Annotated in this window: 12 protein-coding genes; 6 read left to right on the top strand and 6 right to left on the bottom strand. The window is 47.5% G+C overall.

Annotated elements, in window-relative coordinates:
- Positions 1–4 precede the first annotated feature (4 nt).
- From AC1DFM_RS09810 to AC1DFM_RS09795, 4 genes are all read right to left on the bottom strand, one after another.
- Entirely contained in the window at positions 5–547 is a 543-nt protein-coding gene (locus AC1DFM_RS09810) for a hypothetical protein (protein WP_477076536.1), read from the bottom strand.
- Between the two features lie 283 nt (positions 548–830).
- Complete coding sequence (locus AC1DFM_RS09805) at positions 831–2,150, bottom strand: GntP family permease (RefSeq protein WP_477076535.1); 1,320 nt, start codon at positions 2,148–2,150, stop codon at positions 831–833.
- Positions 2,151–2,182: 32 nt separating this feature from the next.
- Complete coding sequence (locus AC1DFM_RS09800) at positions 2,183–2,665, bottom strand: YdcF family protein (protein ID WP_477076534.1); 483 nt, start codon at positions 2,663–2,665, stop codon at positions 2,183–2,185.
- 106 nt (positions 2,666–2,771) lie between these two features.
- The gene (locus tag AC1DFM_RS09795; protein ID WP_477076533.1) at positions 2,772–5,912 is read right to left on the bottom strand and encodes a glycoside hydrolase family 31 protein; all 3,141 of its coding nucleotides are present in this window, start codon (positions 5,910–5,912) and stop codon (positions 2,772–2,774) included.
- Positions 5,913–6,112: 200 nt separating this feature from the next.
- Here AC1DFM_RS09795 and AC1DFM_RS09790 point away from each other — a divergent pair, with 200 nt between their 5' ends.
- The 3 genes from AC1DFM_RS09790 to AC1DFM_RS09780 all read left to right on the top strand — a co-directional run bounded on the left by AC1DFM_RS09790 (position 6,113) and on the right by AC1DFM_RS09780 (position 8,662).
- Positions 6,113–6,643 (top strand): OmpA family protein, encoded by a 531-nt coding sequence (locus tag AC1DFM_RS09790; RefSeq protein WP_477076532.1) that lies wholly within the window; start codon positions 6,113–6,115, stop codon positions 6,641–6,643.
- Positions 6,644–6,836: 193 nt separating this feature from the next.
- Complete coding sequence (locus AC1DFM_RS09785; protein WP_477076531.1) at positions 6,837–7,943, top strand: Gfo/Idh/MocA family protein; 1,107 nt, start codon at positions 6,837–6,839, stop codon at positions 7,941–7,943.
- A 125-nt stretch (positions 7,944–8,068) separates the two neighbouring features.
- The gene (locus AC1DFM_RS09780) at positions 8,069–8,662 is read left to right on the top strand and encodes a porin family protein (protein WP_477076530.1); all 594 of its coding nucleotides are present in this window, start codon (positions 8,069–8,071) and stop codon (positions 8,660–8,662) included.
- A gap of 90 nt (positions 8,663–8,752) precedes the next feature.
- On the opposite strand, the gene AC1DFM_RS09775 is transcribed toward AC1DFM_RS09780, so the two are convergent.
- Positions 8,753–9,277, bottom strand: a complete 525-nt coding sequence (locus AC1DFM_RS09775; RefSeq protein WP_477076529.1) for a DinB family protein — start codon at positions 9,275–9,277, stop codon at positions 8,753–8,755.
- Between the two features lie 224 nt (positions 9,278–9,501).
- Positions 9,502–10,353: a bifunctional methylenetetrahydrofolate dehydrogenase/methenyltetrahydrofolate cyclohydrolase FolD gene (gene folD / locus AC1DFM_RS09770; RefSeq protein ID WP_477076528.1), complete on the bottom strand. Its 852-nt coding sequence runs from the start codon at positions 10,351–10,353 to the stop codon at positions 9,502–9,504.
- 185 nt (positions 10,354–10,538) lie between these two features.
- Between folD and AC1DFM_RS09765 the strand changes: the two genes are divergently transcribed.
- From AC1DFM_RS09765 to AC1DFM_RS09755, 3 genes are all read left to right on the top strand, one after another.
- Entirely contained in the window at positions 10,539–12,542 is a 2,004-nt protein-coding gene (locus tag AC1DFM_RS09765) for an FAD-dependent oxidoreductase (RefSeq protein ID WP_477076527.1), read from the top strand.
- A 117-nt stretch (positions 12,543–12,659) separates the two neighbouring features.
- A complete protein-coding gene (locus AC1DFM_RS09760; RefSeq protein ID WP_477076526.1) occupies positions 12,660–13,256 on the top strand; it encodes an RNA polymerase sigma factor in 597 nt (198 codons plus the stop codon).
- A 93-nt stretch (positions 13,257–13,349) separates the two neighbouring features.
- Entirely contained in the window at positions 13,350–14,570 is a 1,221-nt protein-coding gene (locus tag AC1DFM_RS09755) for a FecR family protein (protein WP_477076525.1), read from the top strand.
- The last annotated feature ends 19 nt before the right edge of the window (positions 14,571–14,589 follow it).

Below are 14,589 nucleotides of genomic sequence, written 5' to 3'. Positions count from 1 at the left end.
TTACTCAGCAACCACCTTTGTGAGGGGGACGTTTATAAAGTATTTTACTATCTCGTTCTACATAGTCGCCCGCTACTATCGGATATGAATACTTGGGGGCATACGATACACTATGGCTTCTTATAATGATTTTGTCGTTGACTTTCAGGCTACGCAATGGCTGAAATTCATTAGACTTTTCCAACCCAAAACTAAGAATATAATCCTCACCATTAATCCTGGCCATCACTCCGAAGCCTAATCGTGAGCCTGGCGGAAGAGAAAGAGACGTTACAACAGCTTCCATATTGGCAAGCGTATTTACAGACCTGCTTATTTTAGCTGCATTGGCAAGCACTTTTTCACCTTCGGGAGACACTTCCCATTTTTTGAACATGATACCAGCCGGGGTAGCCTCCCATCTTTCCCTTTCGGCTTTTATTTCTGCAGCAGAGGGTGGCTTTTGGGTTGACTTTTTAGCATGGTCATTTTTGATTTCGCGATTAGCAAATACTAATCCACCTACCGCAACCAGTGGTAAGATCAGCGCATAAATAACTTTTTTCATGGTTTGTAGTTTTAATTAACATAGATCTATCTCCTGATAAATCAGATCCGCTTAAGGCATCTCATAGATCTAAACTACCCTAATACTTTCAGCTGGAAGGATTAGGATTGTAAATTAAAATGTAAACTTTGTAAATTATTGTAAACAGGCCACTGGAGGGTGGAAGCGCCTTGCTTAAGATCATTGCTGATGGCAAAAAAAGGAAGAAAAAAACGTGTTGCTGCTGATAAAATTATGGGTGAATTAACAGCTACCMCGACAGCAATTGCCAGCGGAAAATAAATTACAGTAACCACGACAGTATATACACTCCTCCAATAGCTACGAGTGCCATTACAATAGTCCCGGTACTATATACCCGCAGCATTTCCCTGATATCCAGCCCGGAAAATTTCGATATCACCCAGAAGTAAGCATCGTTCGTATGTGATATCATCATGGAGCCAGCGCCCATTGCTAATACACAAAGGATGCGTCCATTGGCGGTATCCAGTCCCATGAGGGGGAGCAGTGGCTGCATAATCGCCGCCGCAGCTATCACTGCTACGGTAGAAGAACCCTGGGCCGTTTTCAATAAAGCCGTGACGAGGAAAGGCAGCAACAACCCCAGGGCGGCAATGGACTGGTTCTGTGCAATATGACTGCCAATATCTGCTTTGGCCAGGATCGCTCCAAATGCCCCACCACCACCGATAATAATCAATATGCCGGCGGCTTTTTCTGCTCCCTCCGCCAATATTTTTCCCATATTACTTTTCAGTTGGGTGAGCGCCAGCAGGATGCCGGTGCTCAGTGCTACTTCTGGGATACCAAGAATAGCGATGAGTTGCAGGAAGGGCGAAGGGTGACTCACTTCCAGGCCGCTGAGTGAACGAACGGCAATAAGTAAAATAGGTAATGCCACCGGCAGCACAGACATCAAAATAGATGGTCCTTTTTCGGCATCGGCTACCACCGTATCTTCCGAACTAACGCTGACGGCTATCCGGCGCCCGGCAAATCCTGACCAGAGGTAGCCGCTGATAGACGCGGGAATGGCGATCAGTAATCCATATAGCATCACTTTCCCCGTTTCTGCCTGCAGGGTACCGGTGGCGGCGGTAATGCCCGGATGCGGCGGCATGAGGCAATGTACCGCATAGAGCCCGGTAGCTAAGGAGGAGGCCATCACTACCATGGGAATACCGGAACGCTTTGCCAGCGCTTTATTTAATCCACTTAATACGATAAATCCGGAATCACAAAAGATGGGCATGCCTACCAGGTAGCCGATGATATTCATGGCCATGGCCGAGCGGCGGGTACCGGTGATACGTAATACTGAATTGGCCAGCACCGTAGTACTGTCACTATGTTCCAATATCAATCCCAGCGTAGTGCCGAGTACAATCAGTAATCCTAATGAGCCAATGATTTTACCAATGCCTGCTTTGATGCTATCAATGATGTCTGTTACGGGCAACCCTAATATGCACCCGGTGAGTATACTGGCCAATAGCAACGCAAAGAAGGCATGTATCCTGAACCGGGCCGTGAGCAACACAATGAGGCCAATGCCTGCCAGTGAGCCCAGTATGCTTTGTGTCAGTGGAATGGTATTCATAGGTTTACAAGATAATCAATTATTCCTTCGGGTTACCCCGCCTGTAAACGGGCGATCGCCTTTTGTTCATGTGCGTGCAATGCTTGCAATTCAGCAGCAGGAAGCGTTGTGGGCGCTCCCCAGAAAATAGTATGCGGATAGTTTACCTGCTGTGCCTGGATGAGTGTGGCCCGCGCAACATGAAAATCAGAGGTCACCACCCACAGGATATCCGGCGCCAGGCTATAGATGAGCGATTTGGCCTGTACAAAGTCATCCACGGTATTCACTGAATCCACGGAAGTAGTAAGCGCCGCCTGGGAAATACCATGTGCCAGCAGGTAGCGATGAGAGTAGTAGTAATGTGGATGTGGGGCTTCATTGAAATGCGCACCTTTCCCACCGGTGCAGGCAATCTGAAATTGTGGATTGTAGCGATGAATCTGCAGCACGGCATCGAGCCTGTTTTGTGCAATGGTACTGAGGTTGCCGGCAGTATCATTAGGAGCGCCTAACGATAAAATAAGACCTTTCATGAAAGCGGTAGTTTGACGGGAATAAATATAGGATTTTAGAAAAGATAAAGGGAAAGCAATTGTTGGCAACCGCTTTCCCTTTATCCATTATTTTTCCGGAGAAAAATTATAACACATTCACTTCCTGCGTAGCAGCGGTGCTGAGCCAGTTGGTTTTGATATGCAGGATGCCTTTTTTCTCAGTAGCGTTGAAATAGCAGCCGGTGGCGGCTTTGTCGAACGATTGCTGATCCGTAAATATTTTTACGGATTGTCCATTCACGGTTACTTTTTTAGGTTTCACCGGTTGATGTATATCCAGTAAATAGATTCTCTTCGCGTGCATGCCATCAAAAGTGCCTCTGGCTGCATTGATTTTTACCTGTATACCTTTGGTCGCATCTACTTCCAGCAGGGTTTGGGCAAAAGCGCCGGTTTTGTAAGCCCGTGTCAGTCCATCATCTTCATATAAGTCAAAAGAAGACTTGCCGGCAGGATAAATATCCAGTGTCAGTGTATCCGTTTTCTTTTCACCGTCGAAGTTCATGAGTGGATACATGGGGATGATAGCGCCTTGTTTTACCAGCAGGGGCAGCTTATCCAGCGGGGCGTTGTAGTTATTGATCACTGTAGGACCGCTGTAGGCGGTGCCATCCCAGTAGTCGTACCAGGTGCCGGCAGGCAAATAGATGCTGTCTCTTTTTCCTTCGCTTTTATAGACGGGCGCCACCAGTAACGAAGGTCCGTTCATAAACTGATATTCTGTTTGGGTACCCTTGCATACTGCATCTTCCGGAAACTCTAATACCATCGCCCTGGAAGCGGGTACGCCGGTGGCATGTGCTTCTGCGCAAAGGGTATACATGTAAGGCGTCATCCGCATTTTCAGTTGGAGGTATTTGCGGTTGGTAGCAGTATTTTCCGGTCCCTGTAAATAAGGCTGTTTGTTTTTCTTTGCCCAGCCACTCATCACCATAAATACTGGTGTAAAGCATTTCCATTGCAGGTCGCGCACATAGGTAGAATCACTTCCGCGGAAGATGCCGTCCACGTCGCCGGTGGCGGCATTTTGCGCAGAAAGGCCCGCACCGATAATCGTCGGGATGTGGAAGCGGATATATTCCCAGTTGCCGGACTGATCACCAGACCATACGGTGGAGTACCGTTGCGTACCGGCCCAGCCCATTACGCTCCAGATATAGCCCCGGGCGTTGCTGTTGTTTTCAATGCCTTCATAGGCGGCTTTACAACCATCCAGTGCAAACTTATATCCCGGGCCTACCCAGGCTACGTCCAGTTTAGCCAGACGGGAGCCATAAGTGCCTACTTCTTTCGCCATTTTATCGACGCCGTTTTCTGTCCACAAACCAGTGTAGAAGCCACGTTTGTGTAATTCCATGATGGTAGAATCCAGTTTCGTGTAGCCACAACCGTAGCCATCATTAGGTAATATCCAGCCACGGGGCATATCGTTTTCAATGTATTTGTCGGCTACCAGTTGAATCACATCCGGTGTAGTACCAGTGGTGCCGGTGCCTTTATACGCTTTGGAATCCGTGCCGGCGCCACCGCGATTGTAGCAGTTGGCGTCGCCTAAACTCATGGCCCAGCGCGGCATTAAGAAAGGACGTCCGGTGATCTGCGTATAGCCGTTGAGGATTTGCTTTAAAGAAGGACCGTAGAAATAGAAGCAGTCGAAACGATTTTCATTATGTGCAAACGCCAGTTCTTCTTTGAAAGAATAGCGGCCTACATCAAAGGTATTTCTGAAGGCGCCATAACCGGCGGTAGACATATAAAACGGCGCTGGGTTGGGGCGGCCGCCATTATCCCAGCCATTGCCTTTTTCGATTAATATTTCCTGACCACGGTGAGAGAAATAGCCATTCTGCATACCGCCGCCATAGAAGTATTCGTTGGGCTGGCGATGCATGGTTTGGGTAGTGCTGGCGCCAAACGACAATGGTGCTGCTTCTTCCCAGATCACCTGTGTATCGCTCTCGTCGTACATGGCAAAGCGCAGCGGTTGTTTGTATACCCGTACTACGCAGGATTTACTTTTTACCTGATAGTAATTTCCTTTATCCGTTGCCGTTACCGTTGATTTGCCCGGCGTGTCGTCTACCACAATATCATTGCCGGCAGGGTTGCTGAATTCGCCATCCGGCGCCATCCAGAGACGGAAGATATCATCACTGTAGAAAATCAGTTTAAAAGCAGACAGACCGGCTTTGATATCAAATTCATGACCGGCGCCTTTGAACTCTGTGAGGTTGCCGATATGCGATTCTTTGGCATTTACGCGTGCACGCAGACTATCATTCGCAGTGTTTTCATCGCCTGGGTATTGCAGCACAAAGCTGAGGGCATGCATGGTGCGATCCGTTAAATCAGTAGCAGGAAATTTCACGGTGAGTTCTTCTCCTGGCGCCAGTCCTTTTTTAGTAGCAGGTACGGCGGTAGTGATCTCCCTATGCTGATCTATTTTACAACTTACCTTAAAGCCGGCTTTCAAGGCTTCGATGCCGGTATTTTTAACGGTAACCGCCAGCACATCGGCATTGGTGAAGGTGTTTTTTTGTTCCTGGTGGGAAGTCAGCCGGGTAATAGCCAGGTCTTTTTTATAAGCTTCTGCCAGTTCAATATCATCTATCATCCAATACCAGCTGTAAAACCCTTTCCAGTAAAAACGGATATATACCTGTGGCTGGTGCGCCGCTACTGCCGTGATATTCAGTTCCTGGTTGATCGGAATAAACATATCATTGGACGCGGGCATATTGTTCATAACGTTGTAGTCGGTCCATTTGATACCATCGGTGCTAATTCCTACCAGCAGCGCGGCTCCAGGTGCAGCAAATTCGCTGTTGTATCTGAAGGTATGCTGGAAGCGCAATATCACAGAAGATTTATTGGCGCAGTTGATAGCGCTGGTTTGTACCCAGGTATCCGGATATTCTTTCTTTTTCACCCAGGATGGCTGGTCTTCATCAACAAAGTAGCCGGCCTGAAACTGCAGGTGATAGCCACGGCTGCGGGAAGCGATGGGCGGCGCCTGTTGCTGGTATTGATAGGAGCCGGGATACGGCTGGTCCGTAACAATCCAGTTGAGGTCTTTTTTGCTGGAATCCACATTTTTCCATCCTCCGGGGAGTGTGCTGGAAGTAAAGCTTTCGTGCCAGAAAACTTTGGAGGTCTCTGACGTTGTTTGTGCAAAAGTGATTGCACCCGAAAAAGCTAAAAAAACAAATAGCAGTAGTTTTTTCATGTATTGTTCACCATTAAAATCAGCAGTGATAAAGGTAGGTTACCTGCTGTTGCTGTTACAGTTTGATAAAGATAAAAATCAAAGAAATGATATTTCTCCGATTTTTAATACATATTTTATTTTGATAATACAATAGATTCTCCCCGCAACAGCTTGATAATGGCTATTTTACATACCTTTGTGCCCTAATACGTCTGATCATGAAAAGTATGTTATTGACCTCACGCTATTGTTTGCTGGCTCTGATGGCCGTTGTATTAATGGCTTCCTGCGCCGCTTCAAAGAAAAGCAGCAGCCCGCAGGTATATATGAATAAGCAATATATAGAACTGAAGAATGTGTTGAATGAAGCGGAAGTAAGCATTATCAAAGACAGCGTTAAAGTGATTTTCCCCAATAATGTGCTTTTTGCTACCGCCTCTGACCAGGTGAATGAAAGTGTGAAGCCTACTTTTGGTCATTTCGCGGAAATACTGAACAAGTATAATAAAACAAAGATCCTGATCACCGGCCATACGGATAATACCGGCGCCGCCAGTTATAACCGTGATTTATCAGAAAGACGCGCGGCCGGCGCTAAGCAATTGCTGAGCAGTTTTAATGTGAGCAACGACCGCATGTTTACCTGGGGCTTGTCTGATCGCGATCCTATTGCTACCAATGATACCGAAGCAGGTAAGGCAAAGAACAGGAGAGTGGAATTTGTGGTCCTGTATGATGTAAAACAGTAGCGGATTTTGCCTGTAGGCAAGATTAAACTGATTTTCATTTTTTGATGAGGGGAGATAGCAGCGAACAGCTGCTATCTCCCCTCATCTTTTATCATCACCAAAAGAAATCAATATCATCCCTTTAATCCTGCCCCTCCAGACAATTTTTTTTTGTATTATTATTCTCTATCTGAAAGCCAAAAAAATTCCCGTTATGAATTCACGTCGCGATTTCCTGCAAAAAATTGCCGCCTCCGCTATTGTTATGCCGTTGATGCCGCTGGCCGGCTGGGCTGCCCGCGTAAACCGTTATGATGGCCCCGTGTTAAAAGTGGCCATTATGGGATTGGGGAGCTATGGCAACCGGGTGGCGGAAGCCATGAAAGCTTGTGTAAAAGCAAAGCTCACCGGAGTGATCAGTGGCACGCCATCTAAGATAAAAGACTGGCAGAGCCGTTTCGGTATCCCTGAAAAAAACTGTTATAACTACGACAACTTCGACCAGATCAAAAACAACCCCGACATTGACGTGGTATATATTACCACGCCCAATGCACTGCACCACGACCAGGTAATACGTGTAGCCGCTGCCGGTAAGCAGGTAATTTGTGAGAAGCCCATGGCAGTGAATGCAAAGGAGGCACAGGAAATGATCGACGCCTGCAAAAAGGCCGGGGTACAACTGCTGGTCGGATATCGGATGCACTTTGAACCTAAAACGCTGGAAATTATCCGCATGAGAAATAACGGCGAATTGGGGAAGATGCTATTTTTCCAGGGACAATGTGGTTTCCGCATCGGCGACCCTACCCAGTGGCGGCTGAACAAACAACTGGCCGGTGGTGGTTCTATGATGGACATCGGCATTTATGCCATTAACGGCGCCCGTTATATGGTAGGGGAAGAGCCGGTATGGGTAACCGCGCAGGAAACCAAAACGGACCCCGTGAAGTTCAAACCCGGCGTAGATGAAACTATCCAGTTCCAGTTGGGCTTTCCCAGTGGAGCGGTGGCTTCTTGCCTGTCCACCTATAACATGAATAACCTGGACCGCTTCTTCCTGAACGGAGAGAAAGGTTTCGCCGAGTTATGGCCATCTACCGGTTACGGGCCTATTAAAGGGCGTACCAGTAAAGGGGAGTTAACACAACCGCATGTAACCCATCAAACAGTACAGATGGAAGAAATGGCAGGCATCCTGCTGGAAGGCAAACAACCCATCGTTCCTGTCAATGGAGAAGAGGCGCTGAAGGATTTAAAGATCATCGACGGCATTTACAAGGCGGTAAAAACCGGGCAAAAAGTAAATCTGCAGCTTTAATCCCGTTTGATTGGCCGAGGAATTTCCGTACATGATAGTGAAAAACAGGAGGATCATCTATTAGTGGCTTTGGCGCTGCAATACCCATGTGATCAATTCGTTTCTTTACCGGCAAATTGATCACTATGAAAAAACGATTATTCGCTGTCACTATTCTATGCGCGATGGTTGCGGTTGTCAACGCACAGCAATTGCATTATGGCCTTAAAGCTGATTTTAACATGTTTAAGCTGGATGGGCAAGGTATTAAATCGAATTATACACCCGGTGGCAGAATCGGCTTTTTTGCTACCTATGATTTTACCACGAAATGGGGAATACAGCCGGAGCTGTTGTTTTCACAGGCAAGCCCCAAACGTGATGATGATTTCAGCGAACGTTATATTCACAACAGTAACGACCAGGCCAATAAAAATATTAAACTGAGCTACCTCACGCTGCCGGTGCTGTTGCGCTATAACATCAATAAAAAGATCACCATTAATGCAGGTCCCGAATACAGCTACCTGTTTTATGCAAATGAAAACCTGCTCACCTATAACCAGTCGGCTTTTAAGCGCAGCGACCTGGGAATAGCTGCCGGCGCCACTTTTACGTTTGATATTTTACACGTGTATGCGCGGTATGTATATGGATTGTCCAATGTAAATAACGTAGATGATCGTTATACATGGAAAACGCAGCAGGCGCAGGTAGGACTGGGAATTAATTTTAAATAGCGGAAGGCAGAAAGCAGAAAGCATAAAGCTATCGTGGAGGATGATTATAGCGGATTTAATATTCGCTCTGATCCACCCGCTACAATAGCTTTATGCTTTCAGCTTTCCGCTTTCTGCCTTCAACAAATGCGACTGTATATTTTGCAGCTGATGTATATGTCGTTGTGTATGAATATTAACAAACTGAATCCACTCATACCGTGTAAACGGGCCAAATCCAGGCACTTCAAAGGCAGTGCACTCGTCATTTAAATCGAGTGTATTCGCAGCACTGGTCAGCTTTTCCCATATCTGGTGGATCTGCTGAAGTACTTCTTCTTGTGTATGAGGGCCATTTCCCGGCTGTATCATTTCAGGCGATTGCATCTTAATGCTGAAGTTCAGAAACATGGCTTTGATAGCATCTACTTTTTCATCCGGCATGCGGTCAGCCGGTTGAGTGGGACCATAGAGCAGGCTACAGTCGCCCGCTTTCCAGATATGCTCTGCTACCTGTCCGGCTGTCCAGCTGCCTTCAAAAGGGCGCGTATTTAATTGTTCCGTACTTAAAGAGGACAACAAACGGAGTAACGTGTTGCCAGTGTGGTCGATATCGTTGATAAGGGCTGTTCTCATAGCAGAATGTTTTATCTGTTGCAAACTTAAACGGATATCCTGATTTAGACCGGGGGTTAATACGCCAATATAGCGGGCAGAAAGCGACAAAGGAGAAAAGCAGAAAGCATAAAGCGGAAAGCATAAAGCTATTGTAGCGAGTGATGAAGCGAATAGATGTCCGCAATAATCATTCGCTACAATAGCTTTATGCTTTCCGCTTTATGCTTTCCGCTTCCATTATTTTAAGCAATAATTTTCTTTTCAGCAGATGCTACTGTCTGCGCGATCAAGGTAGCAATGGTCATTGGGCCAACGCCACCAGGTACCGGGGTGTAAGCAGCGGCACGATCTTTCACTTTATTGATTTCAATATCGCCGAGTCCACCTTTATGATAACCGGCATCTACTACAATAGCGCCATCTTTAATCCATTCTGCTTTGATGAATTCTGGTCTGCCTACCGCACCCACAACGATATCCGCCTGTTTAATCAGCTCCGGTAAATTGTTGGTTTTGGAGTGGCAGATGGTAACGGTCGCATTTTCATTCAGCAGCATCATGGCTACGGGCTTACCGAGAATAGGGCTACGACCTACTACCACCGCATGTTTGCCGGCGATAGGCAGTTTGTAATGTTTCAACAGCTCCATGATACCAGCCGGAGTAGCGCTGCCATAAGCAGGTTCATTCATCGACATACGGCCAAATCCTAAGCAGGTAACGCCGTCAACATCCTTATGGATGGCAATTTTATCGAAACAAGCCCTTTCATCGATCTGGTGAGGAACCGGGTGCTGCAACAGGATACCGCAAATCTGATCGTCGTTATTTAATTTCTCAATTTCAGCCAGCAGCTGTTCGGTAGTGGTTTCTTCCGGTAAATGTACCCGCAGGGATTTCATACCTACACGCTCACAGGCATTGCCTTTCATTTTTACATATACTTCGGAGGAAGGATCATTACCTACCAGGATCGTTGCCAGTACCGGTACTACGCCTGTTTGGGCAATCACTTTCGCTACCCTTACGCTTAAAGCAGCTTCCATTTCTTTGGATAAACCTTTCCCGTCTAGCAATACAGATGTTGCTGTCATATTAAAATCTTTTAGTTATTTGTTGCGGTATCTGCGAATCATTGAAGGGCACAAAGATACTTAACACCGCATAATTTGCAGCGCCTGATATCTCCCCCGACAAAATTTATTTTTACACGCACGAATTCCACCCGCTATTTTTTTCGTCTTTACTACATAAGGCCTTCCAAATGGTCGTTCTGCGTATGAAAACAAGCACCAAGATCTTTTCCTCCCTGAAATGGAGGCTGCTGGGCATTTGTGGCCTGTTAACCACTGGTTCCATGGTATATGCCGCCGCTCCGGTAGAAGTGGATATCTGCGTATATGGAGGTACCTCCGCAGGAGTGATTGCCGCCTATACGGCCAAACAATTACATAAATCTGTGATACTGGTATCGCCCGATAAGCATTTAGGTGGACTCACTTCCGGGGGACTGGGATATACGGACATCGGTAATAAGTATGCCATCACAGGGCTATCGCGCGACTTCTATCGCCGCATCGGCCAGCACTACGGCCAATTGGAGCAATGGATTTTTGAGCCCGGCGTGGCCGAAAATATTCTCCAGCAATACATCACTAGCGCCAAAGTCCCCGTGCTGTATGAGTATAACATCAGCAGTGCACAAAAAGAAAATGGATATATCCGGCAAATCGAAATTAAAGGCGCTGATACCCGTGTGGTGAAAGCCAAAATGTTCATCGACTGCTCCTACGAAGGCGATCTGATGGCCAAAGCCGGTATTCCCTATACCGTTGGCAGGGAAGCCAACAGCCAGTATAATGAAACCTATAACGGTGTACAGGTCCGGGATATGCACCAGTTTCCCGATGGTATTGATCCCTACAAAATTCCCGGTAAGCCGGAAAGCGGCCTGCTCTGGGGTATCAGCAGTGGTACCCTCGCAGATCATGGCTCCGGCGATAAATTTGTGCAGGCCTATAACTTCAGGATCTGCCTGAGTAATCAAGCCAGCAACCGCATCCCGATTACCGCTCCGGAAGGATATGATCCGGCTAAATATGAATTATTAATCCGCCTGCTGGAAAATACCCGCCCTAAAAGCCTGGCGCCCATGCTGAAGCTGGACCTGATGCCCAACGGCAAAACGGATATCAACAACAAAGGTGCTTTCTCCACTGATATGATCGGGATGAATTACAACTACCCTGAGGCGGACTACGCCACGCGGCGGAAAATTATCCACGACCACGAAGTATATACGAAAGGGCTGTTGTATTTTATTGGTCATGATCAGCGCGTGCCTGCGCACCTGCGGGAAGAAATGCTCACCTGGGGCTATCCGAAAGACGAATACAAAGACAATGGACATTGGTCGCCCCAAATGTATGTACGGGAAGTAAGGCGTATGATTGGCGACTATGTAATGACGCAAGCCAACTGCGAAGGCCGCGAGAAAGTAACTGATGGCGTAGGTATGGCGGCTTATGGAATGGATTCCCATAACTGTCAGCGTATAGTCGTAAACGGTATGGTGAAAAATGAAGGCGACGTGGAAATTGGTAACCTGAGTCCTTATCCTATTGCCTATCGTGCTATCATCCCTAAATCCGGCGATGCAAAAAATGTATTGGTGCCCGTGTGTTTATCGGCCTCGCACATTGCCTATGGCTCTATCCGGATGGAACCGGTATTTATGGTACTGGGGCAATCGGCAGCCACCGCGGCGGCAGTAGCGATTGATGAGAATCGCGCTGTGCAGGAAGCCGATGTAAAGAAAGTACAGCAGTTGTTGACGGAAGATCCGTTAGCGAATAATAGTACCCCGGAGATTTTGGTAGATGATAATGATGCCGCCCATGTGACCATTACGGGCGACTGGAAAACGCTGATCCATGGGGGATATGGCGCCACTTTCCTGACAGACGAGAGCAAGGGAGCGGTAGCCAAATCGGTGCGCTTTACACCAGAAGTGAAGAAAGCAGGTAAATATGACGTGTATACGTACGTACCGCGGTTGCCGGGAATGGATGGCAATATGCAGGTAAAAGTAAACGACGGTAAGCAGGTGACGGAGAAAAAGGTGACTGCGGCTACCGTGAAGGTATTGGGACAAACTTCCGGAGAATGGGTGAATTTGGGCAGTTATGATTTGCCGGCTGGTAGCAGTGCCTATGTGGAAATAGCGAACCATCAAACCGGGGGCGTGCTGGTGGCCGATGCCGTGCTATTTATCCCCCGTTAAAAAAAATAATGCGTCTGAAGGATTCGGGCGCAATTTTTTTCCGTCTTTAACAATAGCGGGTATAAACTGATGTAATTCCACAAAATGATTATTTTGTAATAAATTCCATGACCTTCCTTGCTGAAAGATAGCTTACATAATGAAAGAGAGCTGTTGCAGCGCGTGGCTGCGGGAGACCAACAGGCCTTCCGGCTATTATTTGACCGTTATTGGGAGAAGATGTACGCCAACACCCTGCAGTTTGTAAAGTCGGCGGCCAAAGCGGAAGATCTTACTCAGGAAATATTTATCAAGGTGTGGATGAGCCGGGAACGCCTGACTGCCGTCAACCGCTTTGATGCTTTTTTATATACCATGTCCAAAAATATGATCCTGGATGAATTCCGGAAGCGGGTATTACTTACCGTACCGGAAAACGGCCAGGATGTGTATCTGCCGTCAGATCTTCCTTCCGCGCAGGATAAACTGGAATTCAAGGATGTAGAAATACAGTTGAATGCAGCGATCGACCGGTTGCCAACGCAAATGCAGCTGGCGTTCCGGTTGAGCCGCTTCCAGGGCATGTCGCATGATGAAATTGCGCGGGAGATGAATATCTCACGCGTTACTTCCAAGAACTATATTGCCCGCTCTATTGCAGCGATCCGGAAACACCTGTCGGCGAAAGCCGGTCATCTTACCGGGTTGCTCTTACTACTGTGGTTAGGAAAGTGAAAAGTTTGTCGGGGCAAGGATTCGGTCGCCTCTTTTTTTCGTCTTTATTATAGCAGCCCTTCATGAGAGTGTGCTGATCTGTCATCCGGTTTTATGTCAAATGAGGAATTAAAAACATTGTTGGAAAAATATCTGGGCGATCACATCACCCCGGAAGAGTTACAATGTTTACAGGCACAGGTGCAGAACGTTGACCATGAATCCGCGCTGAGTGATATGATTGCAGCTATCCTGGCGGAAGATCGCTATACCGCTACTCCCCGGAAGGATCTGCAACAGGCTTTCAACGAAGTAATAACGGTATCGGCTATACGTGAGGCCATGGGGAAAGAATCGGGTGCGGAATTAGCCACCGCTGCTTCCACATCTCCCGTAATACCTATACTGTATAAACTGGCTGCGGCAGCTATGTTCCTGTTGATAGTGGGTGTGGGTTTCTGGTGGTACCGGAGTACTACCGTTAAAACAGTCATCGCAGATCATCAGTTGCCGGCTATACTTCCGGCAGGCGATAAAGCCATACTCACCCTGGCCGATGGCAGCATCATTGAGCTGGATAGCGCACAAAATGGCGCTTTAGGGCAACAGGGGAGTACCCGTATCATAAAATTGAACAACGGCCGTTTGGCCTATGCGGCCGGCAGCAGTACCGCCACGGCGGCACCATCATATAATACCATCAGCACACCTAAAGGAGGACAATACCAGGTAGTATTGCCGGATGGTAGCCAGGTATGGCTGAATGCCGCTTCCTCGCTGCGATTCCCGGTAGCATTTACCGGCAACAGCAGGACGGTGAGTCTTACTGGTGAAGCTTATTTCGAAGTAGCGCAAAATGCCGGTCAGCCTTTTATGGTGCACACCAACGGCATGGCCATCAAAGTACTGGGCACCCACTTCAACGTGATGGCTTATCCTGATGAAGGCCGCGTGAAAACCACCCTGCTGGAAGGTGCGGTAAGTGTATCGCAAGGCAACGCTACCACCCGGATGCAGCCCGGACAACAGGCCCACCTCGATGATGCAGGTACGGCGTTTAGTATCAGTCGCCCTGATATATCCGATGTAATGGCCTGGAAAAACGGCGAATTCAGATTCCGTAAAACAGATGTGCCGATGATCATGCGGCAAATTGCCCGCTGGTATGATGTAGAGATTACTTACAAAGGGAACTTGTCCGATATTAAATTGTACGGCAGCATGACCCGCAAAGAAAATGTTGCACAGCTGCTGGAATTGCTGGAACAAACCGGCATGGTGCATTTCAGCACCAGCGGAAATCGTATCACAGTAATGCCAGCCGAAATAAAATAATAATTTGTCAGCGGTGTTT

The organism is Chitinophaga sp. 05T412 (assembly GCF_056396465.1).
This window is presented reverse-complemented; position numbering and strand designations above follow the sequence as displayed.

Excerpts from the sequence above, each read along its gene's own strand:
- AC1DFM_RS09810 (WP_477076536.1), bottom strand. The coding sequence starts at position 547 with ATGAAAAAAGTTATTTATGCGCTGATCTTACCACTGGTTGCGGTAGGT.
- folD (WP_477076528.1), bottom strand. The coding sequence starts at position 10,353 with ATGACAGCAACATCTGTATTGCTAGACGGGAAAGGTTTATCCAAAGAA.
- AC1DFM_RS09805 (WP_477076535.1), bottom strand. The coding sequence starts at position 2,150 with ATGAATACCATTCCACTGACACAAAGCATACTGGGCTCACTGGCAGGC.
- AC1DFM_RS09755 (WP_477076525.1), top strand. The coding sequence starts at position 13,350 with ATGTCAAATGAGGAATTAAAAACATTGTTGGAAAAATATCTGGGCGAT.
- AC1DFM_RS09765 (WP_477076527.1), top strand. The coding sequence starts at position 10,539 with ATGAAAACAAGCACCAAGATCTTTTCCTCCCTGAAATGGAGGCTGCTG.
- AC1DFM_RS09785 (WP_477076531.1), top strand. The coding sequence starts at position 6,837 with ATGAATTCACGTCGCGATTTCCTGCAAAAAATTGCCGCCTCCGCTATT.
- AC1DFM_RS09800 (WP_477076534.1), bottom strand. The coding sequence starts at position 2,665 with ATGAAAGGTCTTATTTTATCGTTAGGCGCTCCTAATGATACTGCCGGC.
- AC1DFM_RS09775 (WP_477076529.1), bottom strand. The coding sequence starts at position 9,277 with ATGAGAACAGCCCTTATCAACGATATCGACCACACTGGCAACACGTTA.
- AC1DFM_RS09795 (WP_477076533.1), bottom strand. The coding sequence starts at position 5,912 with ATGAAAAAACTACTGCTATTTGTTTTTTTAGCTTTTTCGGGTGCAATC.
- AC1DFM_RS09780 (WP_477076530.1), top strand. The coding sequence starts at position 8,069 with ATGAAAAAACGATTATTCGCTGTCACTATTCTATGCGCGATGGTTGCG.
- AC1DFM_RS09790 (WP_477076532.1), top strand. The coding sequence starts at position 6,113 with ATGAAAAGTATGTTATTGACCTCACGCTATTGTTTGCTGGCTCTGATG.